The organism is Paenibacillus sp. R14(2021) (genome assembly GCF_019431355.1).
Lineage (GTDB): Bacteria > Bacillota > Bacilli > Paenibacillales > Paenibacillaceae > Paenibacillus_Z.
The window spans coordinates 4,696,036-4,721,767 of sequence record NZ_CP080269.1 but is presented as its reverse complement, the minus strand read 5'-3'; the positions used below and the strand labels follow the sequence as shown (position 1 = coordinate 4,721,767).

Annotated in this window: 23 protein-coding genes; 2 read left to right on the top strand and 21 right to left on the bottom strand. The window is 50.3% G+C overall.

The window, feature by feature from the left end; genetic code table 11:
• Positions 1–28: 28 nt before the first annotated feature.
• Positions 29–1,213, bottom strand: a complete 1,185-nt coding sequence (locus KXU80_RS22010; protein WP_219835304.1) for a D-alanine--D-alanine ligase — start codon at positions 1,211–1,213, stop codon at positions 29–31.
• A 71-nt stretch (positions 1,214–1,284) separates the two neighbouring features.
• Positions 1,285–2,487 (bottom strand): amidase domain-containing protein, encoded by a 1,203-nt coding sequence (locus KXU80_RS22005; protein WP_258171103.1) that lies wholly within the window; start codon positions 2,485–2,487, stop codon positions 1,285–1,287.
• A gap of 230 nt (positions 2,488–2,717) precedes the next feature.
• Between KXU80_RS22005 and acnA the strand changes: the two genes are divergently transcribed.
• Positions 2,718–5,435: an aconitate hydratase AcnA gene (acnA, locus tag KXU80_RS22000; protein ID WP_219835303.1), complete on the top strand. Its 2,718-nt coding sequence runs from the start codon at positions 2,718–2,720 to the stop codon at positions 5,433–5,435.
• A 111-nt stretch (positions 5,436–5,546) separates the two neighbouring features.
• Here acnA and KXU80_RS21995 read toward each other — a convergent pair whose 3' ends face one another.
• The 3 genes from KXU80_RS21995 to KXU80_RS21985 all read right to left on the bottom strand — a co-directional run bounded on the left by KXU80_RS21995 (position 5,547) and on the right by KXU80_RS21985 (position 7,653).
• Entirely contained in the window at positions 5,547–6,059 is a 513-nt protein-coding gene (locus KXU80_RS21995) for a hypothetical protein (protein WP_219835302.1), read from the bottom strand.
• Between the two features lie 39 nt (positions 6,060–6,098).
• Positions 6,099–6,362, bottom strand: a complete 264-nt coding sequence (locus KXU80_RS21990) for a hypothetical protein (RefSeq protein ID WP_219835301.1) — start codon at positions 6,360–6,362, stop codon at positions 6,099–6,101.
• Positions 6,363–6,906: 544 nt separating this feature from the next.
• Positions 6,907–7,653 carry an IclR family transcriptional regulator gene (locus tag KXU80_RS21985; RefSeq protein ID WP_219835300.1) on the bottom strand — a complete coding sequence of 249 codons (747 nt, stop codon included), beginning with the start codon at positions 7,651–7,653 and terminating at the stop codon, positions 6,907–6,909.
• Positions 7,654–7,904: 251 nt separating this feature from the next.
• Here KXU80_RS21985 and KXU80_RS21980 point away from each other — a divergent pair, with 251 nt between their 5' ends.
• The gene (locus KXU80_RS21980) at positions 7,905–8,975 is read left to right on the top strand and encodes an alpha/beta hydrolase (protein ID WP_258171102.1); all 1,071 of its coding nucleotides are present in this window, start codon (positions 7,905–7,907) and stop codon (positions 8,973–8,975) included.
• A gap of 99 nt (positions 8,976–9,074) precedes the next feature.
• Here the strand turns inward: KXU80_RS21980 and folE are convergent, their stop codons facing one another.
• The 16 genes from folE to KXU80_RS21900 form a co-directional block, all read right to left on the bottom strand.
• Entirely contained in the window at positions 9,075–9,668 is a 594-nt protein-coding gene (folE, locus tag KXU80_RS21975) for a GTP cyclohydrolase I FolE (RefSeq protein WP_219835299.1), read from the bottom strand.
• A gap of 46 nt (positions 9,669–9,714) precedes the next feature.
• Positions 9,715–9,942: a YneF family protein gene (locus tag KXU80_RS21970; RefSeq protein ID WP_219835298.1), complete on the bottom strand. Its 228-nt coding sequence runs from the start codon at positions 9,940–9,942 to the stop codon at positions 9,715–9,717.
• 148 nt (positions 9,943–10,090) lie between these two features.
• Positions 10,091–11,206 (bottom strand): tRNA epoxyqueuosine(34) reductase QueG, encoded by a 1,116-nt coding sequence (gene queG, locus KXU80_RS21965; protein ID WP_219839166.1) that lies wholly within the window; start codon positions 11,204–11,206, stop codon positions 10,091–10,093.
• Positions 11,207–11,277: 71 nt separating this feature from the next.
• A complete protein-coding gene (gene lepB, locus KXU80_RS21960) occupies positions 11,278–11,961 on the bottom strand; it encodes a signal peptidase I (protein WP_219835296.1) in 684 nt (227 codons plus the stop codon).
• Between the two features lie 7 nt (positions 11,962–11,968).
• Positions 11,969–12,520, bottom strand: coding sequence for a DUF402 domain-containing protein (locus KXU80_RS21955; RefSeq protein ID WP_219835295.1), 552 nt, complete (start codon positions 12,518–12,520; stop codon positions 11,969–11,971).
• Between the two features lie 187 nt (positions 12,521–12,707).
• The gene (locus KXU80_RS21950) at positions 12,708–13,130 is read right to left on the bottom strand and encodes a GNAT family N-acetyltransferase (RefSeq protein WP_219835294.1); all 423 of its coding nucleotides are present in this window, start codon (positions 13,128–13,130) and stop codon (positions 12,708–12,710) included.
• A 238-nt stretch (positions 13,131–13,368) separates the two neighbouring features.
• Positions 13,369–14,298: a glycosyltransferase family 2 protein gene (locus tag KXU80_RS21945; protein WP_258171100.1), complete on the bottom strand. Its 930-nt coding sequence runs from the start codon at positions 14,296–14,298 to the stop codon at positions 13,369–13,371.
• Positions 14,299–14,350: 52 nt separating this feature from the next.
• Positions 14,351–15,757 (bottom strand): undecaprenyl-phosphate glucose phosphotransferase, encoded by a 1,407-nt coding sequence (locus KXU80_RS21940; protein WP_219835293.1) that lies wholly within the window; start codon positions 15,755–15,757, stop codon positions 14,351–14,353.
• 88 nt (positions 15,758–15,845) lie between these two features.
• Positions 15,846–16,787, bottom strand: a complete 942-nt coding sequence (locus KXU80_RS21935; RefSeq protein ID WP_219835289.1) for a glycosyltransferase family 2 protein — start codon at positions 16,785–16,787, stop codon at positions 15,846–15,848.
• Positions 16,784–17,632, bottom strand: coding sequence for a dTDP-4-dehydrorhamnose reductase (rfbD, locus tag KXU80_RS21930; protein WP_219839164.1), 849 nt, complete (start codon positions 17,630–17,632; stop codon positions 16,784–16,786). The genes KXU80_RS21935 and rfbD overlap by 4 nt, the downstream gene beginning before the upstream one ends.
• A 14-nt stretch (positions 17,633–17,646) precedes the next feature.
• Positions 17,647–18,636 (bottom strand): dTDP-glucose 4,6-dehydratase, encoded by a 990-nt coding sequence (gene rfbB, locus KXU80_RS21925; protein WP_219835287.1) that lies wholly within the window; start codon positions 18,634–18,636, stop codon positions 17,647–17,649.
• A gap of 5 nt (positions 18,637–18,641) precedes the next feature.
• A complete protein-coding gene (gene rfbC / locus KXU80_RS21920; RefSeq protein WP_219835286.1) occupies positions 18,642–19,199 on the bottom strand; it encodes a dTDP-4-dehydrorhamnose 3,5-epimerase in 558 nt (185 codons plus the stop codon).
• 33 nt (positions 19,200–19,232) lie between these two features.
• Positions 19,233–19,967 (bottom strand): sugar phosphate nucleotidyltransferase, encoded by a 735-nt coding sequence (locus KXU80_RS21915; RefSeq protein WP_219835285.1) that lies wholly within the window; start codon positions 19,965–19,967, stop codon positions 19,233–19,235.
• A 29-nt stretch (positions 19,968–19,996) separates the two neighbouring features.
• Positions 19,997–22,669, bottom strand: coding sequence for a bifunctional glycosyltransferase/CDP-glycerol:glycerophosphate glycerophosphotransferase (locus tag KXU80_RS21910; protein ID WP_219835283.1), 2,673 nt, complete (start codon positions 22,667–22,669; stop codon positions 19,997–19,999).
• Between the two features lie 34 nt (positions 22,670–22,703).
• Positions 22,704–23,519, bottom strand: a complete 816-nt coding sequence (locus KXU80_RS21905; protein ID WP_219835281.1) for a glycosyltransferase — start codon at positions 23,517–23,519, stop codon at positions 22,704–22,706.
• 12 nt (positions 23,520–23,531) lie between these two features.
• Positions 23,532–25,712: a bifunctional glycosyltransferase/CDP-glycerol:glycerophosphate glycerophosphotransferase gene (locus KXU80_RS21900; RefSeq protein WP_219835280.1), complete on the bottom strand. Its 2,181-nt coding sequence runs from the start codon at positions 25,710–25,712 to the stop codon at positions 23,532–23,534.
• Positions 25,713–25,732: the final 20 nt, after the last annotated feature.

Below are 25,732 nucleotides of genomic sequence, written 5' to 3'. Positions count from 1 at the left end.
AAGGGTAAAAAAACGGGGAAACCGGCGTTTATGCCGGACTTCCTCCGCTGTAATCAATGCGCTGCTTCTCCGTATGGCGCGAGATCGCAAGGGCGATCAGCGTATCCAGCAGCTCCGTGTACGACACGCCGCTTTCCTTCCACATGAGCGGATACATGCTGTACGGCGTGAAACCCGGCATCGTGTTCACCTCGTTGATGAACAGCTGTCCATCCTCCTTGCGCAGGAAGAAATCCACGCGGGAGAGACCGGAGCCGTCGATGGCTTGGAAAGCCTGAACCGCCATCTCGCGCACGGCTTCCGATATTTCCTCGGAAATGTTCGCAGGAATATGCATCATCGATTTGCCGTCGATATACTTCGCCTTGTAATCGTAGAATTCGCTCGAAGACGTGATCTCGCCGACTACGGAAGCGCGCGGCTCATCGTTGCCAAGCACGCTGACTTCGATCTCGCGGGCATCCACGAATTCCTCTACGATGACTTTGCGGTCGAATCTGAACGCGTAATCAATCGCTTCAATCAGCTCTTCGCGGTTACGCGCCTTGGAGATGCCGACGCTTGAGCCCAGATTCGCCGGCTTGATGAAGCATGGGTAGCCGAGCGCCACTTCGATTTCCATGATGTAATAGGATGAATCTTTCTGCCACTGCGTCCGGTTGAAATACCGGTAAATGCACTGCGGCAGGCCGTCCTGGGCGAATACCTTCTTCATTGTGATTTTGTCCATGCCAACCGCGGATGCGAGCACGCCTGCGCCGACATAAGGAATATTGGCCATTTCGAACAAGCCTTGAATGGTACCGTCTTCTCCAAACGTGCCGTGAAGCAGCGGGAAGATGACATCCAGACCGTCTTCGCCAGCAGATTCGCTGACAGCTGAAGAGACGGCCGAAATCTTCACCTTGCCCGGAATCGCTGACACCACTGCCGTACCTTGCGCTTCGTCCGAGCTGCCGCTGAATACCGGCATCAGCGCTTCCGTGCCGACGACGGCGCTGCCGCCCGCGAGCCGAAGCTGGGCCAAATCAGACGGAGGGGCGAGCAGCGTCTCCCCTGAGCGCCACTGCCCTTCTTTGGAAATATAAAAAGGTTTAATTTCGTATTTGGTGTAATCAAAAGCTTTCATGACCGCCAAGGCCGTTTGCAGCGAAACCTCATGCTCGCCAGAGCGCCCTCCGTAAACCAGTCCTACGCGCACTTTCTCCCCCATGATTAATCCTCCGGTTACGTTTAATTTCCCACGCTGGTGGGTCGTCAATTCATCTGGGCACAAAGCGCTTCTTAAAATTCGTCCGCAATATGGAAAAACCGGTATTTGGTGTTTTCCGTCCAAGCGTAGGAATCCTGATAGTCCCAATATCGGTGACGGCTCGGCACCGTATTCGCATTGACGAGCGGCATGCCGGCAGCATCGAATGCGGTTACGATCGTGCTGTGCTGAAAGCGGCCATCGCCGCCCCAGTCATAGATGATGACATCGCCAAGGGCGAGCTGATCCGCCGATTGAACGACCGTTGCCCGCAGCGAGGAATTGTGCGGCGCAGACAAATAATGCTGCAGCGCGTTCGCCACGGCCCAACTATAGCTCCAATTTTCCCGACCGCCGCTGAACCCGCGGTACCACCAGCCGGAAGCCCTTTTACCAGTATAGTTCATCGGCCCGTTGCCTGCAAAGAGACATTGGGAGATGTAATTGGTGCAGTTTACCTCGAAATTCTCATAGGCGGGGTTCGCTTCGTTCCACCAGCGGTCGGCATAAGCGGCAGCCAAATCGCGTCTATAACGGATTCCTGCGCGGCCATGTTTGAAAAACGGCAAAACATCATAGTTTATATAAGGTATGGATTGCGGCTTGCTTTCGGCTGCGAGCAGCTGCTCGTCGGCGAATTCGGACGCATGGCTCGATTGGGACGAGCTGAAGCGCGGGCGCCTCTCCGACACGATCGGCTCGACGCGGGTGATCGAATAGGCGTCGCCGTCCGCGGCAAGCCACAGCCGCTCGCGGTCGCAGCGCTCCTCAAGGTAAGTCCTGCCCTGCTGGTCGATCGTTCGCTTGATCCGCAATTCGATGAGCACGCAGACTTCGGAGAGCGAACCGGATTCGCTGATGCGCAGCAACTCAGCGCTGGTTTCGCTGCGGGAGGGAAGCACGCCGCGAAGGAGCTCCTGTTCGCGCAGTCTGTCTAGACGCTGCGTGAACCGGAAGAGATGGTCCCCGTCGATGATGACTTCCTCGAACGGTGCCGCATAACGGTCGATTTCAGCCTGATTGTAAAGCTTCACATAACGGTGCACGGCGGCCTTCCAGCCTTCCGGCTTGGCAGTATCCGCCGCCGCTTCTCTTCGCTGAGGAAGCGCCTGGCTGCCAGCTCTTTCCGCGCCGTGCAGCTGCACGGCCTGCACGGAAACACGTCCCGGCTTCGGCACCGTGCCCTTTCTAGCTGCAGCTTTGCCTGTTCCGGCCCGTATACGCGATCGCGGCACTTGTGATCCCTCCCATTGGTCCGATTTTTGAGCAAAAAGAAAATTGGTTCATTATATGAACCGCAGAGCAAATTCATGTGAAAATGGGCGAAACATCTTCTGATCCACATGATATTTGGTCTTTCTAAATCCGCGAAAAAACGCTATACTAAGGTCATGAATTGTTTTTTGAAATCGTGTTTCACAGAGTGAAACCGAATCTGTACACAGTCAAGGAGGCGCGAAGCGCAATGACAAAGCAAAACGAGTACTCCGTCCGCGAATCGCTGCAGGTCGGGGGTAAGCAATTCGCTTACTACCGCTTGGGCGGGCTGGAAGAGCAAGGCCTAGGAAAAATTTCAAAACTCCCATTCTCCATCAAAGTGCTGCTTGAAGCAGCTGTCCGTCAATTCGATGGCCGCGGAATTACGAAAGAGCACGTCAAACAGCTGGCAACATGGGCTGACGGCCGTGAAGACAAAGAAATTCCATTCATTCCTGCACGTATCGTCCTGCAGGATTTCACCGGCGTTCCGGTCGTAGTCGATCTGGCAGCGATGCGTGACACCGTGAAGAAATCCGGCGGAGACCCGAAACAAATCAACCCGCTTGTGCCTGTTGACCTTGTTATCGACCACTCCGTTATGGTGGATGCTTTCGGCACGCCGGAAGCGCTTGAGTACAACATGGACATCGAGTTCAAACGCAACGAAGAGCGTTACCGCTTCCTTCGCTGGGCGCAAACGGCCTTCGATAACTTCCGCGCCGTTCCACCGGGCACGGGTATCGTTCACCAAGTCAATCTCGAGTACCTGGCGTCCGTTGCCGCTACGAAAACCGTTGACGGCGAAACGGTCGTTTATCCGGACTCCCTCGTAGGTACGGATTCCCATACCACGATGATCAACGGTCTTGGCGTTGTGGGTTGGGGCGTCGGCGGGATCGAAGCCGAAGCCGGCATGCTCGGCCAGCCGCTGTACTTCGTAACGCCGGAAGTTATCGGCTTCCGCCTGACAGGCAGCCTTGCAGAAGGCGCTACGGCGACTGACCTTGCGCTGACGGTTACGCAGATCCTTCGTAAAAAAGGCGTAGTCGGCAAATTCGTCGAGTTCTTCGGCCCCGGCTTGTCCAACATCAGCCTGGCTGACCGTGCAACAGTTGCCAACATGGCACCTGAATACGGCGCAACTGTGGGTTACTTCCCTGTTGATAACGAAACGCTGCATTTCCTTCGCTCCACAGGCCGCACGGAAGAGCAAATCGCGCTTGTTGAAGCTTACTATACGGCTCAAGGCATGTTCCGCACGGACGAGACGCCTGAACCAACGTTCTCCGATATCGTGGAGCTGGATTTGTCCACAATCGTACCGTCCCTTGCCGGACCGAAACGTCCGCAGGACCGCGTAGAGCTGACAGCGATGAAAGAATCGTTCAACAGCATCGTCCGCACGCCGATCGACAAAGGCGGATACGGCCTCTCCGACAGCAAAATCGAAGAGATGGTCGAAGTGAAGCACAACAACGGCGAAGTGACCAAAATGGGCACCGGCGCTGTTGTCATTGCTGCAATCACAAGCTGTACGAACACATCCAACCCGAGCGTTATGCTGGGCGCGGCGCTTGTCGCGAAGAAAGCCGTTGAACGCGGCCTGAAGAAACCGGCATACGTGAAGAGCTCCCTGACGCCAGGTTCCCTGGTCGTTACGGAATACCTGAAGAAAGCGAACCTGCTCGGCTCCCTGGAAGCGCTCGGCTTCCACGTAGCAGGCTACGGCTGCGCAACTTGTATCGGTAACTCCGGTCCATTGCCGGACGAAGTGAGCAAAGCGATTGCCGACAACGACATGACAGTTGCAGCTGTCCTCTCCGGTAACCGTAACTTCGAAGGCCGCGTGCACGCGCAGGTGAAAGCCAACTACCTGGCATCGCCGCCGCTCGTCGTCGCTTACGCGCTTGCAGGAACAGTCAACATCGACCTGTCTACCGATCCGATCGGGTACGACACCAAGAACGAGCCTGTCTACCTGAAAGACATCTGGCCGACTTCCAAAGAAATCGCAGATGCAATCGCAACGGCGATGAGCCCGCAAATGTTCCGCGACAAATACGAGAACGTGTTTACGCAAAACGAGCGTTGGAATGCAATTGATGTGCCGACAGGCGAGAGCTACGAGTGGGATGCGAAATCCACGTACATCCAAAACCCGCCGTTCTTCGAAAACCTCGGCGCTGATATTGGCGACATCGCGGACATCAAGAGCTCGAGCGTGCTTGCACTGATGGGTGACTCCGTTACGACGGACCATATCTCGCCGGCCGGCAATATCAAGGCAGACAGCCCTGCGGGCGAATATTTGATCAAGCATGGCGTGGACAAAGTCGACTTCAACTCCTACGGCTCTCGCCGCGGTAACCATGAAGTCATGATGCGCGGTACGTTCGCGAACATCCGGATCCGCAACCAAGTTGCTCCGGGTACGGAAGGCGGCGTTACGACGTACCTGCCGACGAACGAAGTCATGTCCATCTATGACGCGTCCATGAAATATCAAGAAAACGGCAAAAACCTCGTCGTTATTGCCGGTAAAGAATACGGTACGGGAAGCTCCCGTGACTGGGCGGCTAAAGGTACCTTCCTGCTCGGCGTAAAAGCCGTTATCGCGGAAAGCTTCGAGCGGATTCACCGCTCCAACCTGGTCGGCATGGGCGTACTGCCGCTGCAATTCCAAGGCGGCCAAAGCTGGAAAACGCTGAACATCACAGGCCGCGAAACGTTCGATATCGTAGGGCTGAGCAACGATGTTCAACCTGGCCAAAGCGTGCAAGTCATCGCTACGCGCGAAGACGGCACGACGTTTGAATTCTCGGCTGCCGTTCGCCTGGATTCCATGGTAGACGTTGACTACTACCGGAACAGCGGTATCCTGCAAACCGTTCTTCGTCAAATGATTGCAGCTAACAGCAAGTAATATACTGTTGTCGCAGCAAAAGGTCCCGCTCTTCGTGAGCGGGACCTTTTTTGCTGGATATGGAAGCCGGCAGCGCGGCGTGAACCTCTTCTGCCGGCCCGTCATCTATCGTCAGAGCTGTTCTGATCGGGGCTTAGACTGCGATAAGCTCTTCAGCATGCTCATGAAATTCGTCGTGTACATCTCGCAGGAAAAATGCTGTTTCATATGCTTCATGTTGGAATACATAATGAGCTTCTGCTGCAGCTGCAGCGTATTCACCCATCGGTCGAACTGGGCTTTCTCCGCCGGTTCGTTCAAGGTCGCATCCCCGAACATCCACATGTAGCCTTCCGGGTATTTCACCAGAAATCTCGCGCCGATCAGGAGAAACTCCCGCCAGTTCTTGTTGGCCTTGGCCTCGATTCGCCCGACCCAGCCGAAGAGCGGAAACGGCGGCTTCGGCGGAACGCCATATAGCCGAAATCCTCCATATCGAGCGGATCGTCGAAGGAATAATGCGGAATGCCTTGCAAATGCGACGTCAGCAGCGTCTGTAAATGGCTGGTCAGGGGATACAGCACCGCATCGGCCGTCTGAGCGGCATGGAACAGGGTTTTGTTCTTTCTTGTATTCGGGAACCACTTGAAGGCCTTCACCGGATGCGAAATGAGCGACAGGCGGTCACTCACAGATCGGAGGAAAGATCGAGAATGTAGCAAATATAATTACTGAAGGTCTGTTCGTACGATTCTCCGGCCCGGATTCCTTCAACGGAAATAGTATCGTCAGCGACGGCGCTATGCCCCTGCGCATTCTCGCCTGATGTCTGGCCAGATGGTAGGCGTATCTCCATTTGCGGTGCTCTGCCGTCGATTGCAGCGCCGCGGATACACTGAACGTGGAATGGACTCGGTAATCGAGAGGTTCCACCGGAATATACTTCATTTCGCAATGCTCGGTTATGCGCAGCCATTAATCGTATTCTTCTTCCACTGGCGACAGTCCATAACCATCTATGAGTTTGGCATAGCAGGATTATACATGAAGGACACCCCCGACAATGGAGGAATCCAGCCTTCTGCCGCTCCTTCCGCCGCGTCCATCCTGTACTATTGTATGCCCGCGGAAGCGGTTCGCTTGTGCGGCTATCCTGCAAGGCGGCGGCCCTGCCAGGCATTAGCTGCCATTCCTCATCCCCCGAACGACTGCCGGACACATTAAATTGGCGGATGCCGCTGGGTTTTACCCGCAATCCTATAGTCGGTCACATAGGCGGGCGTCAGCGTCAGCTTCGCGTCGACGTCGCCGGGCACCTTCACGATCTTCGCGGGCTGCTCGGACGTCGTTATCCCCTAATTCATCAATGCTTTCTTATATTTGAACGCCAAAAAGACGAATCCCGGGACAATGTTCCCCGGACTCGTCTTTTTTATCAGCTCGCGCCGCATTGCTCTGTGCGGCCAGCACGGCGCTGCGCATAGGCGAATCGCTATTTGAGCATCGCGCCCAATCTGCGCGCCGCATCCATAACGGCTGGCACTTGTTCGCGCATCTTCTCGGGCGTCAGGCGGTTCGCCGGCCCCGAGACGGACAGTGCGGCCACGAGCTTGCCCGTTCGCGAGAAGACCGGTGCCGCAACGGCAGCCGCGCCCTGCTCGCGCTCCTCCACGCTCGTCGCGTAGCCGAGCCTGCGGCACTCTTCCAGCTGCTCCCGATACTGCCTGCGGTCAAACGACGCCGGCCATGATGGATCCTGCAGCAGCTCTTCGCATTTGGCTGGCACCTCGAACGCGATCAGCACTTTGCTCGATGCGCCGACATAGAGCGGCAATCTGGCGCCCACAGGCGCCACCCTGCGTATCGCCTGATCGCTCTGCACCGCCTGTATGCGAATCCGCTCATTGGCGTCACGCAGATAGAGACTGATCGTCTCACCAAGCTGGTCGCGAAGGCGTTCCATCTCCGGCAAACCGATGACGGCTGGATCGTCGGCGCCCGACATATTCGCCGACAGCTCCCATATCCGCAGACCGAGGCGGTAACGGTCGGAAGCCGGATCCCGTGCAACGAACCCCCTGTCCTCAAGCGTTGCTAGCATCCGGTGCACAGTGCTCTTATGCAGCCCAACCCGCTCAGCCAATTCCGTCATCGCCCACTCCTTCCGGGACGTAAAGCACAGCAGTATATCAAGCGCCCGTTCAACGGCACGAACGGTGGATTTGCCATCCTCCGACATCGATCTCATCCCTCTTTTTTATAGTTTCACTCAGTGAAACTTAGTTACAGTCAGTATAACGCAAATCAGGCAAGGCGGTAAAGCACCCCCATGATTTGGTCGCTATTTTACAGGACGATTACAAGACGTTAACAAGTTGTCGACATCGATTGACAGGCCTGCCCGTCGAGCCCTAACATAGGATTATAGCACTACTAAAGCGCTTCCATAATCCGGTTCAAAGCTAGATTACTTGACAGGGGGTTATCATCATGAGCACTACCATTACACCAATGCTTCCGGCGGGCGGAAGCTTCACGCCCGGTATTCTTCCCCCTCTGGCGCCCCCTAAATCTACGGAGAAGACGCTCGCCGGCACGCGCCGCAAGCATATTCTCATAGCCGTTCTATCCGCGCTCGCCGCGATGATGCTGTTTACGGCACTTGCTTTTCACGGCTACGTGGCCTGGGTCATCGCGCATCCTTACGTCCCTGCGCTGACAACCAATCCGCTTGCCGCCAAGGGATTGGCGTACAGCGATGCATCCTTCCCGAGTAAGAGCGGACGCACGACCGTTCACGGCTGGTATATCCCTGCCATCACCGGCAAGACCAATTCTAATGGATTCGCTGTCCCCTCCCGCCGCACCGTCGTATTCAGCCACGGCTACGGCGCGAACCGCGAAGAATCCTGGGTACCGATGTACGACTTGGCCGCTCTGCTTCATGGCCTCCAATATAATGTATTTATGTTCGACTACGGCTACGCCTCCTCCGGCAAACGCACGCCGGCAACAGGGGGACTCGAAGAATCCCAGCAGCTGCTTGCTTCCGTCAAATACGCGCGCGCGCAAGGTGCAGATGAAGTTGTCGTCTGGGGCTTCTCCATGGGTGCCGGCACGGCGCTTCAGGCGGCCTTGCAGCAGTCCGATGCCGATGACCGTATCGATGCGATGCTGCTCGACAGTCTGTTCCTGCCAAGCTCTGAGTCCCTCTACAACAATGTCAAACAGTACCTGAACATGCCGCGTTACCCGTCCATTCCGCTCATTGAGTGGATGCTGCCTTTCTTTACCGGCGTTCATTTCGATAAAATCCCGGTGAAGCAAGTCATTCAGACGGCCTACGCCATCCCGCTCTATATCATGCACGGCAGCGACGACGCTATCGCCCCAGTTACGACGGCAGAGCAGATCGCCTCGGATCAATATAATTCCCTATCGCGCAAATGGGTCGTTCCGGGCGGCAAGCACGAGCTGCTGTTTAGAACGCGGCCCAAAGAATATATTCAGCGCGCAGCCTTGTTTCTGAGCCAGGTTGATGCCGCTCACAAATCCGCATGATCCCATACCCATGCAGAAAAGGGCTCTCCTTGCAGTCCGCCCAAGCGGCGTGCTGCAAAGAGAGCCCTTCTATTCATTCTTCTCCCGCTAACGCGGCGCTTATTGCTTGAGCAGCGACAGAAATTCCGAACGGAGCGCCGCACTTTTGCGGAATTCGCCGCGGACAGCCGACGTGATCGTCTTGCTTCCCGGCTTCTTCACGCCGCGGGCGCACATGCACAGATGCTCGCCTTCGACGACTACCATGACGCCGTTCGGCTGCAGTACCTCATCCATAATATCAGCAATTTGCGAGGTAATGCGCTCCTGCACCTGCAGACGCCGCGTAACGGCTTCCACGAGACGTGCGAGCTTGCTGAGGCCGGCGATTTTGCCGCTCGGAATGTAGCCGATGTGCGCCTTGCCGAAGAAAGGCGCCATATGATGCTCGCACTGACTGTAATACACGATATCCCGGACGATGACCAGTTCTTCGTGCTGCTCGTCAAAGGTAACGCCAAGCACCTCGCGCGGATCTACCGCGTAGCCAGCGAAAATTTCCTCGTACATGCGCGTAACGCGGGCCGGCGTTTCGAGCAAACCCTCCCGCTTCACGTCTTCGCCGATCAAGGCTAGAATCTGACCGATATGATACTCGATTTGTTCCCGATTAGTTGAAACGACTGAATTGACGTAATCCTTCTTGCCCGCCATTTACACATCGTCCCCTTTCCCGCAACTTGGACGCCCCAGAAGATGCTTATCTTCGTTTGCCGCCCGGACGCTGTTGTTGATTTTTCATCATGTTCTGCGCTTTCTGCAGCTGTGTGTTATTCATGTTATAGCCCATTTGCTTTGCCATCTTCTTCAGCATTTCCGGATCATTCTGCATTTTCTCCAGCTGCTTGCGCAAATAATATACGCCAATGAAGAAGCCGCCGACTCCGCCGACGATGAGTGTAATGATCGAAATAATGACCGTCCACATCTTATTCTCACCTTGCCTTTGTCTCTAAAATGTCATATTGCCACCTATCATAGCATGGGAGACCATCCGTTCGCAAACCAAGAGAACAGCGCCGTAAGGCGTGTCTCCGAATGCCTCCTAGAGTTAGCCAAGCACGCGGTTCAGCACCTTACTGCTTCGACGCCGGCAAGCCAGCCAGCGCGGTGCCGATCGCCTCGAGCACCGCCTCGTCCTTCTCGCGCAGCCGCGCCTCCTCCAGCACCGCTGCGGCGGCCTCCGTGCCGATCCGGCCTAGCGACCAAGCGGCAGTTGCGCGCAGCTCGAAGCGCGGGTCGACGCGAAGCACGTCTGCGAGCGCGGGAATGGCGCTGGGATCCTTGAAGTTGCCGAGCGCGATGACGGCGTTGCGCTGAATCGGCTTGCGGCCGCGCCAGGACGAGGCGTTCGAGCCGTACAGCTCCTTGTACGCCCGGTTGCCCATCGCGAGCAGCGGTACGAGCAGCGGCTTCACCTTCTCGTTGTCCGGCGCAAGCTCCGGATGATGGTCGGCATGCTTGCCTTTATTCTCCGGGCAGACGATCTGGCATGTATCGCAGCCGTACAGCCGGTTGCCGATCTTACGCATCAGCTCGTCCGAGACGAGGCCTTTGGTCTGCGTCACATATGAAATACAGCGCTGCGCGTTAAGCTGCCCAGGCGCGACGAGCGCATCCGTCGGGCAGGCATCGATGCAGGCTGTACAGTCGCCGCAGCTTTCCGTAACCGGCTTGTCCGGCGGCAGCGGCAGATTCGTGATCATTTCGCCGAGGTACACCCATGAGCCCCATTCCGGCGTTATAATGGCGCAGTTGCTGCCCGACCATCCGATGCCGGCGCGCTGGGCAACCGCACGGTCCGACAGGGCGCCGGTATCCACCATGCTGAGGAATCGCCCTTCCGGAATGCGCTCCTGCAGCCAGAGCTCAAGCCGGCGAAGCCGGTCGCGCAGCACCGAATGGTAATCATCGCCCCATGCAGAGCGGGACAGCAGACCGCGCCTCGCGCCTGGCTCGGACTTCGGCGGATTCTTCAGCTTCGAGGGATACGCGATGGCGATCGCGATGATGGACTGCGGATCATCGAAGATCAGCGAAGGCTCTGTCCGCTTGTCCAGATCCGGCTCCTCGAAGCCGGATTCATAGCCAAGCTCCCTGTGCCGCACAAGCCGCTCCTTGAGCTCCGTGAACGGCGCTGCGGACGCAATGCCGATCTTGTCGATGCCGAGCTGTTTGGCGGCAGCTTTCATCTCGTCTTTCAATTGCTGCCAGTTTCTGCTGCCGCTTTCCAAGTTCAGCACCTCCTTCCTTCATGCCCGCCTTACAGGCGACCCCATTTCGTGATCGGCCAAATAATTAGATCCGCTCGTCCCAAGATGTAACTCCTTGGCACGGCATGGAACGAACGGCTGTCCCGGCTCGCCTTGGCATGCCGATTGTCGCCCATTACAAAATAATGACCCGCAGCGATCGTCTCGGGCCCGTAATCCAAATCCTCGATCTGCACGTCCGTATACGGCTCCACGACGAGCTTTCCGTTCCGATACAGCTGGCCGTCCCGCACTTCGATTTTATCGCCGGGCACGCCAATAATGCGTTTGACGAGATACTCCTTGCGCTGCGCAGTTTCCGCCGGGTCCTTGAGAATCACGACGTCGCCTGCGCTCGGCGAGCCCGTCAAATAACTGATTTTGTTGACGAAGAGCCATTCCTTCTCATAGAGCGAAGGCTCCATTGACTGTCCTTCCACCGTGGAGAGATTAAATACGAAGTAATGCATGCACAGCACGACAACCACGGCGACGAGAAGCGTCACTCCCCAGTCCCGCAGCTCAGCCGCCCATTCCGGGAACGGCTTTGCAGACTTCCGCGAATTCGTCAATTCAGGTTCTGATCGTTCCTTCGATCCCTTCGGCCGCTTCGCCGTTGAGGCTCGATTCTTGCGCGGTCCCAAGGCCGCTTGCTCGGCTTCTTGCGGATAATCGGTACCCGGGCCTGCATTCATCTGTCGGCTACACCTCGTCCATTTGATTCTGCCATGCTTCATAGTAAGCCAGAATGAGATTATCGTTGAAAGGAGCTTGTCCGGCCTGCGCGCGATGAAGCAGCGCATCAAGCCCCTCCATTACTTTTCGGTTAACTTCCTCGGAGTAATGATAGGCGAGTTTATGCATTTCGTATTCTTCTTGATCGACGACCTGCGCTTTCCCGCCGCGGGGAACGATCACATCGAGATCGTAGTCGATATAAGTCAGCACGTCATTTTGAAAAAAAAGCGGAGACGCCACATTGCAGTAATAGCGGACGCCGTTCTCTTCCAGCAGCCCAACGACATTGAACCATTCGCCGGGAATAAAGAAGGACACCGCCGGAACCCGGCTGATCCACTGCTTGCCGTCCGCTTCTTGAATCGGGGTCTGACGGTTGATAAATACGACCATGGACTCGGCCGCATGCTCGGGCGCGAGCAGCTCGGCGGGCACCTGCCAATTCTCCAGCCACATGCGGTGAAGATGACCGTTATTCTTGAAGCTTTTGATGACGCAGGGCCTGTACGTTGTCATGACTACTACTCCTACAAGGAAATGATTTCTTGTGTGTATATAATTCCGCTATCCTTTATTATGCCAAAATAAAAGCGTATTCTTTCGTATAAGTTAAGAAAAGCATATCTGTTCGCCAAAAGCAATGACGATCCAGATATGCTTGTCCCTCATCAAACGGTTGTATGGATACGTATTCGCAGGCACGCTAGCCGGCTACGATACTTAATTTTTGGAAGGAACGGAAAAAGTCCGCAGTGACATAACCGAGCGATTCGTATAGAGAAAGAATAGGTTCATTGTGTTCGTCAGCCGTAACCATGATCTTGCTCACGTTACGCTGAACAAAGCGCTGGCGGAGCGAAGCAATCAGCTTCTTGCCGATGCCTCGGCGTTGGAAGTCGGGATGTACGGCAATACGGTAATAGTAGCCTTTGCCATTATCGATCGTGCCGATAATAATGCCCGCAATCTCGTCATTCACAGCTGCAACAAGTACCAGTTCGCTGTCCCATGAAAGTTGACGGCCGAAAGCTTCCATCGTCTGCTCATAACATTCTTCCGACAAGACGGTTTCCAGCAGCTCTGTAACAGGTTGATAATCGGCTAATTGGAAGGATCGAACGTCCATGACTTTAAGCTCCTCTTCAAACACAGTATAGAATACGTATAGAACGAATATTTTAGGTAAAATTAATAATACAACAAATTCGATCAAATTCCTTCTAAAATCTTTAAAATTCCTTAAAAAATTTAAAAATTCTCCCCTTTCCTGTTGAAAGCGCTTCATAGGAAGCGTTTACAGACTTTATAGAGACATCAGCTGACAAAAAAGCCTCGGTCCATGACCGACGCTGATGCCTCATAACTTATTCATACCTTTTAGAAACAGGTCGTTCGCGATGCTGCGGCGCCGAGGCACCTTGACGCTTCCTCCATATATCACGGTGCATACTGAAGAGATAACCCACGTTTCCAGGAAGTTTGCGGTAACTCTTACCTAGCTGGAAGCCGAGCAGCTTCGCTGCAGCGTCCGCCGCAAGCTTAGGTATCCATAACCAATGGCGGTGGCGCACCAAATACCGAAGCTGATGCCGCACAAGGCTTGAGCCTGCTTTTCCGACGGATGCATAAGGATATACCCACTCGTTGTCCCGCATCGATACCCCGTTGTCGAAGTAACGGCGGAATTGCTGCACAATGGAGTAACGATGAGAGTGAATAACTCTAGCTTCGGCCGCGTATCCGACCGTGTATCCGTTTAGGATGCTGCGTGCCGCGAAGAAGAGGTCTTCATTGAACAGCACAGGCGTTTCGAACTTACCCAATTCGAAGAAGATCGATTTGCGATAGGCCGCACAAGCATTGGAACAAAAGAATGTTTTAAGGCCCAGATGGGGAATATCCGACTTACGCTTCCTTGCCGAAAGCGAAGGATAATTGCTTTCGCGCGCCAGCCTCTCCAGCACATCCGCATCACTGCGGGGCAGCTGTCTGGCGTATACGCACGCCGTTTCATCTGTTTCGTACAAGAGTGATGACAGCTCTTCGAGCAGGAAGGAATTCTCCGGCCAAGCGTCCTGTGTCATGAATACTAGCGTATCCCCGCGAGCCTGCTCTGCTGCCAAATTTCGAGTTCCACCGTGGTCGAACTGACTTTTATCAATCACAAGCACGCGCACGCCCGCTTCACGGGCTGTCTCTGCCGTCCCATCTGTGGAACCTGAGTCTATGACAATGATCTCAAAAGGAGGCTGAGATTGGCTCTGAAGTATGCTGAGCGTCTCTTTGAAAGCCATGCCCGCATTATATGTGGGGATGATAATGCTAATGTTGTGTTTCGTATACGAGTTAATAGGCATTTTTATTCAGCAGGCCTTTCGTTACCGTTCTCGCAATAATTTGCAGATCGAAGAAGAACGTCCAGTTCTCCATATAGAAAAGATCATGCACAATCCGATCCTCGATCGAAGTATCACCGCGGAGTCCGTTTGTTTGCGCCCAGCCCGTAATACCGGGACGAATATGATGCTTGATCATGTACTTAGGGATTTCCTCTTTGAATTGTTCCACGAAATACGGCCGTTCCGGTCTTGGGCCCACTACGCTCATATGTCCCGCCAGCACGTTAAAAAACTGCGGCAGCTCGTCAATGCTCGTCTTTCGCAGAAACGATCCGAATCGAGTTCGGCGCGGGTCGTTCTCGATCGTCCACTGCGTATCAGCAGTCTCCCGATCGAAGACATGCATCGAACGGAATTTATACATCTGGAAGGTCCGGCGGTCCAGACCGACTCTTTCCTGCCGAAAGATTACCGGTCCAGCCGAAGTCAGTTTAATGCCCAGATAGGCAACCAGCATGACTGGCGAAGTCAGCAAAATAATGAGAATGGAGAAAACGATGTCAAACATACGCTTAAGCAGCTGATTGCTTAGTTCATCAAGAGGAATATCCCTCACATTAATCAGAGGTATACCGGCGAAATTATCGAAAAATGGCCGTGCAGGCAATAAGTCGAAGAAATCTGGAATGATCAGCGTCTTCACGCCTGTCCGTTCGCATTTGTCGATAATATGTGCATATTTCTTATGAGCCTTTAAAGGCAGAGCAATGATGACCTCGTCCACGGTATGCCGGGACAACATGACCTCCAGCTCATCAACCGCGCCAAGAATGGGCTTATAGTGATGGTGCTCAGCCTCGTGTTTGACCTGAAAATCGTCCAGAAAGCCGATCACATCGTAACCAAGTCCAGGTTGCTGGGTAATATTGTCATGGAAACTGCGGCCTACCGATCCGGCTCCTAAAATGAGCAGATATCTTTTGTTATAACCTCTGCGTCGGATTCGGAATAGCACGGATTTCACCGTCAATCGGTAAAAGCTTAAGCATGCGATATTCGCCACAAGAAAAATCGCCAAAAATTCCCTCGAAATATGTACTTCCTTGGCAATGAAAAGCAAGCTAAGCAAACCTAAGAAGCTTAGTCCCTGAACCTGAACGACTTTCATGACTTCATAGGAGGCTTTCTTCCTGCGCCTAGGCACATAGAAGCGGACATAGAACCCGATGAGCACCGCCGCAAAAGAATAGATTGTCGCCCAGATGAGATACGTTTGGAAGGGAAGCGTAGTTTGATGCGGCAGGAAACCGCTGTTAAACTTCAGCCAAAATGAGGTTAGAAAAGTCAGGAGCGTGCACAGCAAATCTGAAACTACATAGATTTGAGTTAAAAATCGCTGGTTTTGCCGGATCACGGACTCTTCCTCCAATCGCTATTATTTGTCGAATCTATCAGTATAATACCAAAAAAGAAGCGTCTACAAACGGAATACACGCCTTTTGTCATCTGCCGGCGATTTTCAGTTTCAGCAATCTCCTTTTTTTCAAAAAACGGGGCCATTCTTTGAATATCGTCAACCAGCAAGTCAGTAATGAGGGCTCGAACAATGCCAAATAGCCGATTTGCAGCAACTCATAGCCTGCCAGTCTGTAAGCGTTGACGAACAACGGCCAGCCTGAAGGCTCGTTTTTGATAATCGTAAAAATCCGATTCTGATAGGAATGCCGTCTGAGGAATAGCGGAATCTGCTTGCGGCTCTTCCTGCCTTCATACTTCCAGCCACGTTGATGCAGCGCCTTGGCTTCGGCGCGGTAATACGCTTTCCAGCCTAGCCTTCTGGCCCGCCAAGCTACATCGACGTCTTCCTTGTAGGCAAAATAGGACGCATCAAAAAATTGCCCGTTGAGCTTTACATCCTCGATCATTCTTCGGGCATAAACAGCCGCTGCGGCCGTTACGCCGAATATTTCCCCGGATGTATTCCACATGGAAGCAGGCTCGCCTCCGCCGCGATCCCACGCCCGCCGAACCGCCCCCATCTCGATGCCCGTGCTGTCGATGATGGAAGGGTCAGCGCCGAGCAGCAGCTGCCCTATCGCACTGCCGATTTGCTTGTCCCTTTCCATTGCTTCAATTAGGATGGACAAATAATCGGGTTCGAGCACCACATCGGGATTAAGCACGAGGACATAGTCCGAAGAGGTGCAGGCGATCGCTTGATTCTGTCCTTGCGCGAATCCGACGTTGTTCTTGTTTTCAACGAGTAGAACAGCTTCACCGAAGCTGCGTACGACAGTGCAGCTATCGTCCGAAGAAGCATTATCGAGCACAACGATTTTCTCGATCGGATACGATAATCGCAGCACGGCCTGTAGGCATGAGGCAATATCCGAGCCGCTGTTAAATGTTACGATGCAAACGCTCGCAGTTGGAGCTGAATTCATGGTCGCCCTTCTCCTAAATAGTCAATTAACGCCTCCCGCCACGGCCGAAGGTCGTTCAAGTCATAGCGTTCGATGGCTGCATGCCTCATTACGGAATAAGCTGGTCTTGCTGCAGGACGAGGAAATTCCGCCGTCGAGCAGGCTTCGAGCTTAACCCGTGTATTCCCGCTCTCTTGTAAAATAGCGTGCGCGAAGTCGAACCACGTACAGGCTCCACGGTTAGAGGCATGAAAGATGCCAAAATGCTCAGTTTGTACCAGCCCAACCAGAAATACAGCAAGATCGAGCGTATACGTCGGGGAACCGAATTGGTCACTCACGACCTTTAACTGATCTCTATCTTCTGCCAGCTTGAGTATGGTTTTCACGAAATTGCCGCCATATTTCCCAAATACCCAAGAAGTCCGCACGATAAAATGACGCGTTGACAGGGTTTGGACCTCCCGCTCGCCTGCCAGCTTTGATTTCCCGTAAACGGTTTGCGGATTGGGAGAATCGTCTTCTTTATAAGGCCGGGTACTTGTGCCGTCAAATACATAATCCGTGCTCACGTAACAGAATTTCGCACCGGTTTCCTCGGCAGCCAGCGCGACATTGCGCGTACCTTCGGCATTAATGCGAAAAGCCTCATCCGGATCGGACTCGGCCTCGTCGACAGCAGTATAGGCAGCAGTGTGAATGACCACATCCGGTCGATTTATTGCAAATACTTCACGGCATTGCGCTGCATTCGTAATATCCAGCTTATCGCGTCCTAGACCAATGATGTGAATTCCAGGCTTATTCGTTAATCGGACTATTTCTTGACCCAATTGTCCGTTTGCGCCAGTAACGAGAATCTTCATAGTATCGTTTTTCTTCAAGGCTGGTCACCTAAACTGGCTCTCGAACGAACCTGTTCCAACCAGTCCAAATTGTCCACATACCACTGAATCGTTGCTTTCATACCTGATTGATAGTCGAATTTGGGCTGCCAGCCTAACTCGGCGCGAATTTTATCCGCATTAATTGCGTAGCGGCGGTCATGACCGGGGCGGTCTTTCACGTACGTAATCAACGATTCCGGCTTGCCAAGCTCAGCAAGTATGGTTTGGACCACATGAATGTTGCTGCGCTCGTTGTTTCCGCCTATATTGTAAACCTCTCCCGGCCGCCCACCGTGCAGCACGAGATCGATTGCGCTGCAATGATCTTCGACATACAGCCAATCACGTACGTTCAAGCCATCTCCATACACAGGCAGCGGCTTGTCATCGAGGGCCGTTTGGATCATGAGCGGAATCAATTTCTCAGGATACTGATAAGGGCCATAATTATTTGAGCAGCGCGTAATATTGACATTCATTCCGAAGGTCTCATTGTAGGCCCTTACGAGCAGATCTGCGCCAGCCTTACTGGCCGAATAGGGACTGTTAGGCGCAAGCGGCGTGTTTTCACTGAACTGTCCCGTATCGCCCAATGTACCGTAAACCTCATCGGTAGAGACTTGCACAAATTTAGCTGTCCCATGCTGCCTAGCGAGATCAAGCAGTATCTGCGTTCCCATAATATTCGTCGTAACGAATACTTCCGGTTGAAGGATACTGCGGTCGACGTGGGACTCCGCCGCAAAGTTGACCACAGCATCGATGCCCTCGGCAAATATCGGCTCCAGGACAGATCGGTCCGTAATATTCGCTTCAATAAAATGATAATTGGCATCTGTTTGAAGAACTTGAAGATTCAATAAATTCCCTGCGTAAGTTAATGCGTCAACATTAAATATTTGGGCGGCCGGATAGTTGCTGCGAAGGTAATGAATAAAATTGCTGCCGATAAAACCGGCGCCGCCGGTAACCAAAAGCTTCATTGCCTTCACCCCTTATATAAGAAATCATATTCGGACTGGACAAACAGCCCATTACGTTGATCCTTATTGGATAACACCGGTTCCATAACCGGCCAATCAATACTTAGCATGGGATCATTCCAAATAATCCCACGTTCATGTTCAGCAGCGTAGTCATTATCGACTTTATACTGGATTTCCGTATGGGGAGCGATCGTACAGAATCCGTGGGCAAATCCTTTCGGCACCAGCAGCTGCAGCTTGTTCTCTGCCGATAGCGTGAAACCCTCCCACATGCCAAACGTAGGCGAACCTCGTCGAAGATCAACGACGACATCGTAAATCGCGCCTGCCGTTACGCGAACCAATTTCGTTTGAGCCTTTGGCTCTAATTGATAATGCAGTCCTCGCAATGTACCTGCAAGAAGGGATAAGGAATGATTGTCTTGAACAAAATCAATGGATATTCCATGCTGTTGTAGCGCCTTGTAACTATAACTTTCCATGAAGTAACCCCGATCGTCTTCAAAAAGAGAGGGCTGAATGATCTTCACGTCCGGCAGTTGTGCATCTGTTACCCTCATCCCACTCAACCTCCTTTGAATCTCCATAATGCTTCATGCATGGAATTCGTCACCAAGTACAATGTATTTGGCCAGCTCGTTGGCCGTCTGCAAAGAAAGCGGCGTCCCAGCATCCGTCCACCAGCCGGGAAGAATTTCAAACCTTAGTGCATCCATGGAAATATACCGATTATTCACTTCAGTAATCTCCAGTTCTCCACGCCCGGATGGCTGAAGTGTCCGAATGATATCGAACACGCTCGCATCGTACATGTATATGCCCGTTACTGCGTAATGGCTTAGGGGTGTATTTGGTTTCTCCTCAATATTGATGATTCTATCCCCGTCCAATTGAGCGACGCCGTACCGATTCGGATCCGCTACTTCTTGCAGCAGAATCTTGGCAGCCTGCCGCTGTGCATCAAAGGCATGCACATATTCGGAGATATCATGCGAGAATACGTTATCGCCAAGTATAACGATCATTCGGTCTGAACCGACAAAATGCTCCGCTAGTCCGAGCGCCTCGGCGATACCTCCAGCCTCATCCTGCACCTTATAGGTAAACGAAAGACCGAACGTGCTCCCGCTCCCCAGCAGGCTGACAACATCGCCCATATGATCCCGGCCCGTGACGATTAAAATATCCGCGATGCCTGCTTGCTTCAGTTTCGATATGGCATGGTAAATCATCGGATACCGCCCTACTGGCAGCAAATGCTTATTGGTGACCTTGGTCAAGGGATAGAGCCTTGAGCCGGTTCCTCCGGCTAGAATAATGCCTTTCATCGAGGGCCTCCTTAATCAAGCGTAATAAACTATAACTGTGTAATCGCTTGATAGACACGGGCGGAATTATCACGATCAGTAAAAGCAAAGAATCGATTTACCCGTTCCTTATATTCTTCTTTCATTTGGCAATTTAGTTTCATATACCCTATCATGGTTTGCACGAGTTCATTATAAGTTTCGCAAATTTCACCGAACCCCATTTCACTATAGTCAAAGTATCCGCTCTTATATTGAGATGGCTCAAAGTGGCTGTATACTACTGGTTTTTTTAAATAAGCAAAGTCAAAAAAGATAGAGGAATAATCGGTAATAAGCATGCTTGATTCTTTAAAAAGATTTTGATAGTTCGCATTTAACTCTACGAATTCTACGTCAGGATGAAGGTCAAAATCCTTTAATTGCTGATGAATATTAGGGTGCGGGAAAAAGACGATCGAATATTTATATTGCTTGGCTGCTTGAATTACTCGATCATCATTGATCAGCTTATTATAGAAATTGAAGTATTTTGATTCCTTGAAAATGTCAGAATAAGGACGGATTCCTGTTTGTTGATCCACATCTCGTACGAGCGCTTTACGCCATGTGGGAGCAATTAGAATTTTTCGTTGATCCTCATTGGTTAAATTATCGAATCTCGGAAAACCTGTCATCGCAATGGCAGACTTTTCATAACCGTAGCTCCCATAAATAATGGAGTTATATTCCATGTGTGCAGCCGTAATAAAGAGTTTTATATTCTTATTGTATTTATTTAGCCAACTAGAAATATCGTCTTTAGTTATTCCATGCTGAAGAAAAACAAAATCATACTTCATAAGGTCCCGGTAGTACTTGTCCAATGTGAAATAAGGATTAATCACCCATTCGTCGACATGGGAGGAAACCACTTTGTCAGCAATGAGCTGCAGCAACTTGTGTTTGTTACTGCCCCATTTCACTACTTTCCCCTCTCGTTTAAGTCTTGAATAGTCGTCTGAGTGTTCCTGTATGACATAATACTTCTTGACCCTATCTTTCAACTTATTCGAATATTTAAACAAGTGCTCTGCATTATCGTCAGCCTTATCTTGCCGATCCATGAACAGCCATACTTCTTTCTTTTTGGTCATGCGTAGGAGATGTGAACATATTCTTGCAACCACCGCTTTTCTCGAACCAACTTCTCTATCTCTCATGACCCTCTGCAGTAATCTAACTTCCTTTTTCAATATGGTATAAGCTGATTTGGGCTCAATTATAAAAGATCTATTTATGCTATCAAACGAAGCGATCCAGTCTTCGTTGGTATAATAACTATTTTTAATTCTAGATGAAAGATGAGAAAATCGATTAAACTTTACATTTAACGGAACGCTGACCCCTTCTACTTCAACGAATAAGGTTAACGACTTTTTATTATTCAACTTCGTTAATGGTATTTTAATTTCGAACCCATAATACTCTTTTATGACTTGTCCTAGTGATCGCATTGCATGCAGATCCCTGCGAACCTCGGAAACAGGATATCGATGATTATTAAATTCGGCATAAATCTGGATTTCATGCTTCAGGAAACAAGAACCGAAATTCCCTTCTAAAATGAACATGCCATTTCTGATTTCTAAAATTTCTATTGTTGCGGCTTGTTCGTTTAATGAACAGAGATAATAACGATCCAGATATTTTTTCACGTCTTTTGTTGTAAAGACGTTGGTATATTTATAATCAAGGTTAAGTGCTTTATACTTGAGTTGCAAAGCAAATAACTTCTGATGAATATTTATATTCTTTTGCTCCATGATGATATTATTTTCAATGAAGCCAAGGACATGGCTTAATTTATTCATGTACAACTCTTGTTGTGTATTCGGTAGTGCCGAGATGTCCGTTTCTTTTAATTTCCATTGTAGGTCGTACATAATAACATATTGTATGTAGTGGGGTATTTCTGAATAATTCATGATACAATAATTAATTAGGGAAAGGCTGAAGGATTCTATACTATTCAAATACCATACCTCTGTTTTGCTAACTGATTGAATAGCAGAACTTCCGTCCAATCTTTTTCGGTAGAGATAATTTACCCCTGTTACGACGCCCAGCTTATTCGTTTTAAGCAATATACGATTGAGCAATTCCGCATCCTCTGCAAAGATCATTTTTTCATTGAAGTTCATCCCGTTAAAAGCATTTCTTTTCACAAATGCACTGGACATGGAAAGTTGTATGCTTTTATAATCCGAATTTAAATCAATGATTCTATCTTTGGTGAATTTATAATTAAGCTGGTGATCACCTGTTCTTCCATCAAAAAACAGCATTGGAATTGAGACAACGTCCGTTACCTCGCAATGGTTCTCGAAAAATTGAAAAACCCTCTCAAGCACAGTCGGGGACAACTTGTCGTCCGGATCTAGGAAATTAACATACTTTCCTTGTGCCCGCATCAATCCCTGGTTACGCGCAGAGCTCACGCCTGCGTTTTCCTGCTCCAAATAAATAATGTTCGCTGGGTATTGATCCCTAAAGGCTTTACATAATAAACCCGAATTATCCGAACTTCCATCATTAACAAGAATAAGTTGAATATGTTTGTTAAAGTTCAGGGTTTGAGTGATGACACTGTCTACCGCTTCTTTGATATAACGTTCAACATTATGTACTGCCATAATAATTGTAAACAAAAATACTTGTTCGCTCTCGTTATGTTTCTCCATGTTGCCCTCCAATTCCAATCTTTCAAAGGAAGATTTAACTATTCAAATCTCTAATCATAGCCATGAACCCAACTCGTTTATATTTTCGAGCTATTCTCTGCAAAACATTTGGACGAACAAGACCTTTGGAATTAATAATAGCTTTATATTTATCCTGTATGATTTTTTCGTACTTCATCAATTCTGTTTTTCTTCTTGTTCTCTCTTGCTTATCGTAATGAACAATATAAGCTGAAGTGACCTCATTAATGAAATAATACTGACCTGTCAGACTAAATTTTATCCACAAATCCCAATCCTCTAATAACTCCAGTGATTCATCCATTCCACCATTCCGTTGAATTAACTGTTGTTTAAACATCACCGCCTGAATGGGGAAGAAGTTCCGAAAGAAGATATTGTCGTGGTCAACCGCTTCCATATAACGCAATGTCATCCTATGGCCGACCATGATAAGTGGCTGGAGACTTTTATAGCTAGCCATAATTTCCACTGCTCCTGCGTGAGCAGCATCATAATCTGGGTTCTTTTCCAATGCCTGAACAAGCAGTTGAACATGATTAGGATAGAAAAAATCATCATCATCAAGAAAATTAATATATTTCCCTTTGGCAAGCGAAAGTCCAATATTTGCAGCCTTTACTCTCCCTATTTGCTCTCCTGTTGCATAGTAGATAATATTGAGATCCGCAAAAGCCTCCGTAATCTTCTCCGCTAGAGATGGCCCGTCTTCTATGACGACGATTTGTATATCTTTGAATGTCTGCCCATGCACACTCTCTAGTGCTCTAGCCAACAATTCATTGCGGTTGTGAGTTCGTATAATAACAGAAACGATTGGTAAGTTCATGAAGATATTCCTCTATTCGAGTTCAGTAATTGCTTCATATATCCGCAGACAATTCCCACGATCTCTTTTATTAAAAAAAAGATCAGCTCTGGCGCTGTATTCATCATTCATCCGGCTATGGTTTGCAGCTTCGGCAATGTAGGATACAACCTCTTCCTCATTCGTTACCACCGGGCCAAATCCATCTCTCCGATAGTCGAAATACCCCTTCGTATAATGAGAATTAAAGAATGCTTCTTCATCAAACTGATAGTAAACCATCGGCTTTCCCATGTACGCAAAATCAAAAAACACACTGGAATAGTCCGTTATGAGAAGGCTGGTGCTCTTGAGCAGTGCTTGGACATCATATTGTTCTTTGGACGCGATAATGACGCGGTCCGAGTCCGTTCTGAATCCGGTTAAAAATTTCTGCATTTCATAGTGAGGGTAAAAGATCAACGTATATTCATTAGCTTCCAACCAACGAAGCAATTGTTCATTCGTAATGAGTGACTGATATCTCGCATAATAATCCGATTCAGCGAATACGCGTTCTTGGTCAGCCTCACTCGGCTTCCAAGAAATCGCCTTCCTCCAGGTCGGCATTAACAGCAGCTGCTTCTCTGTCCGAAAATCCATCAGGGCATCAAATCGTGCAAATCCGGTGTTTTTGACCTCATTTTGCCGATAGCCAAAGCTAGATACGATATAGTTATGCTCGGGATGACCAGCAGTAATAAAGAGGTCGAATGGCGCATTTTCCTTCCCCAGGGTAGACGAAACGTTATCCTTCGTAATTCCATGCTGCAAGAAGATGTAATGCTGACGTTGATTGAAGCGTCTTGAAACCTTCTTATACATGTCATAATTCCACGGCTCAATTGTCCCTTTATGGGCTGTTATCAACTTGGAGGCAAGAATAAATAATATTTTATGCTTTAAACTTTTATACTGAACAATATTGCCCAGTTCCTTGATTCTCATATAGTCGCTGGATCCCCGCTTGTCGATTAAATAAAAAGCATGGACCTGCTTTTTCTGCTCTCGCAGAAACTTAAAGAACCAATACCCATTATCTCTCGCCTCATCCCCGCGCTCGCAAACGAGCCATACTTCACGGTAATGGGGATGCAGCCTGTATAAATAGGAAATCAAGAAAGCCAATGCGAAATCGGCCAGTTTCATTGTCTTCCTGCCTAGCTGAAGGACGCGGACTATTCTAGTCCTTGCCATCCGCATTAAAATCTCTGCCTGAAAGGATAAAAAACGTCTACGTTTTGCTGCTTGAATAACAAATCTGGACTGCTCGTGTTCAATGCGATTAATCGTTTGATCATCGATATTCTGGACGAGCTGTTTAACTTGATCATAGTAGTGAATTTTCTCCTGACGACTGAAGGAAGCGTTAAAAGTCATTCGATACAAAAACGGCTGGATTGATCTTACATTGAACCAATCGATCAACAATTTGTATTGCGGGAACGTGTGCAGAAGCTTTTTCATTTCGAGATTGACTGTCAAGTGATCGTAGTAATGCTGCTTTTTAACGTAATATGCGTCCGTTTTCGACTTGCCGCTTTCTTCCCTTTTTCGATAGTAGTAGGTACAGCCGTTCGTGATTTCGATTCGTTTTGCATGGAAGACAGCCAACGTAGACACGAGTACATCCTCAATATGAGAATCCGGGAACGAACCGAGCAGTTTCCTGTGAAACACTTTATTACATACAGAAGTAGCAAATATGATCTCAGGTACTGCCGTTATATCCGTAACTGACCTATTGGAAGCAAACAACGCGGCCGAAGGGTTACGGGCGTAGCTTCTTCCGGAAACACTGAAATAGGTATACTCGTAGAGAACCAATTCACAGTCGCCTTGTTGGAGCAATTGAAGCACATGCTCTGCCATATTCGATGACACATAATCGTCCGCATCCAGAAATGTAATGTGGTCAGCTTTTGCTGCCTTTATCCCTGTATTCCTTGCCTCTCCTGTTCCGGCATTATGCTCCTGCTTGATCACGTACATCGTTGGGAACCGTTCGATATACTGATTTACGAGATCAGTTGATCGGTCCGTAGAACAATCGTCAACTAATATGACCTCTATATTGTCGATGCCGATCGTTTGAGCCACGAGCGAATTCAGGCATTCTTCGATGTAGTCCTCCACGTTGTAATAAGGAACTATGATGGATAACAAAGGAACCACGTCTATCCCCCCCTCGTACG

Excerpts from the sequence above, each read along its gene's own strand:
- lepB (WP_219835296.1), bottom strand. The coding sequence starts at position 11,961 with ATGAATGCAGGCCCGGGTACCGATTATCCGCAAGAAGCCGAGCAAGCG.
- rfbD (WP_219839164.1), bottom strand. The coding sequence starts at position 17,632 with ATGAAGATTCTCGTTACTGGCGCAAACGGACAATTGGGTCAAGAAATA.
- acnA (WP_219835303.1), top strand. The coding sequence starts at position 2,718 with ATGACAAAGCAAAACGAGTACTCCGTCCGCGAATCGCTGCAGGTCGGG.
- rfbC (WP_219835286.1), bottom strand. The coding sequence starts at position 19,199 with ATGAGGGTAACAGATGCACAACTGCCGGACGTGAAGATCATTCAGCCC.
- KXU80_RS21990 (WP_219835301.1), bottom strand. The coding sequence starts at position 6,362 with ATGAAGTATATTCCGGTGGAACCTCTCGATTACCGAGTCCATTCCACG.
- rfbB (WP_219835287.1), bottom strand. The coding sequence starts at position 18,636 with ATGAAGCTTTTGGTTACCGGCGGCGCCGGTTTTATCGGCAGCAATTTT.
- KXU80_RS21955 (WP_219835295.1), bottom strand. The coding sequence starts at position 12,520 with ATGACAACGTACAGGCCCTGCGTCATCAAAAGCTTCAAGAATAACGGT.
- KXU80_RS21915 (WP_219835285.1), bottom strand. The coding sequence starts at position 19,967 with ATGAAAGGCATTATTCTAGCCGGAGGAACCGGCTCAAGGCTCTATCCC.
- KXU80_RS21985 (WP_219835300.1), bottom strand. The coding sequence starts at position 7,653 with ATGTCGGAGGATGGCAAATCCACCGTTCGTGCCGTTGAACGGGCGCTT.
- KXU80_RS21980 (WP_258171102.1), top strand. The coding sequence starts at position 7,905 with ATGAGCACTACCATTACACCAATGCTTCCGGCGGGCGGAAGCTTCACG.
- KXU80_RS21950 (WP_219835294.1), bottom strand. The coding sequence starts at position 13,130 with ATGGACGTTCGATCCTTCCAATTAGCCGATTATCAACCTGTTACAGAG.
- KXU80_RS21935 (WP_219835289.1), bottom strand. The coding sequence starts at position 16,787 with ATGAATTCAGCTCCAACTGCGAGCGTTTGCATCGTAACATTTAACAGC.
- queG (WP_219839166.1), bottom strand. The coding sequence starts at position 11,206 with ATGAAAGCTGCCGCCAAACAGCTCGGCATCGACAAGATCGGCATTGCG.
- KXU80_RS21910 (WP_219835283.1), bottom strand. The coding sequence starts at position 22,669 with ATGGAGAAACATAACGAGAGCGAACAAGTATTTTTGTTTACAATTATT.
- KXU80_RS21905 (WP_219835281.1), bottom strand. The coding sequence starts at position 23,519 with ATGAACTTACCAATCGTTTCTGTTATTATACGAACTCACAACCGCAAT.
- KXU80_RS22010 (WP_219835304.1), bottom strand. The coding sequence starts at position 1,213 with ATGGGGGAGAAAGTGCGCGTAGGACTGGTTTACGGAGGGCGCTCTGGC.
- KXU80_RS21970 (WP_219835298.1), bottom strand. The coding sequence starts at position 9,942 with ATGTGGACGGTCATTATTTCGATCATTACACTCATCGTCGGCGGAGTC.
- folE (WP_219835299.1), bottom strand. The coding sequence starts at position 9,668 with ATGGCGGGCAAGAAGGATTACGTCAATTCAGTCGTTTCAACTAATCGG.
- KXU80_RS21945 (WP_258171100.1), bottom strand. The coding sequence starts at position 14,298 with ATGGCTTTCAAAGAGACGCTCAGCATACTTCAGAGCCAATCTCAGCCT.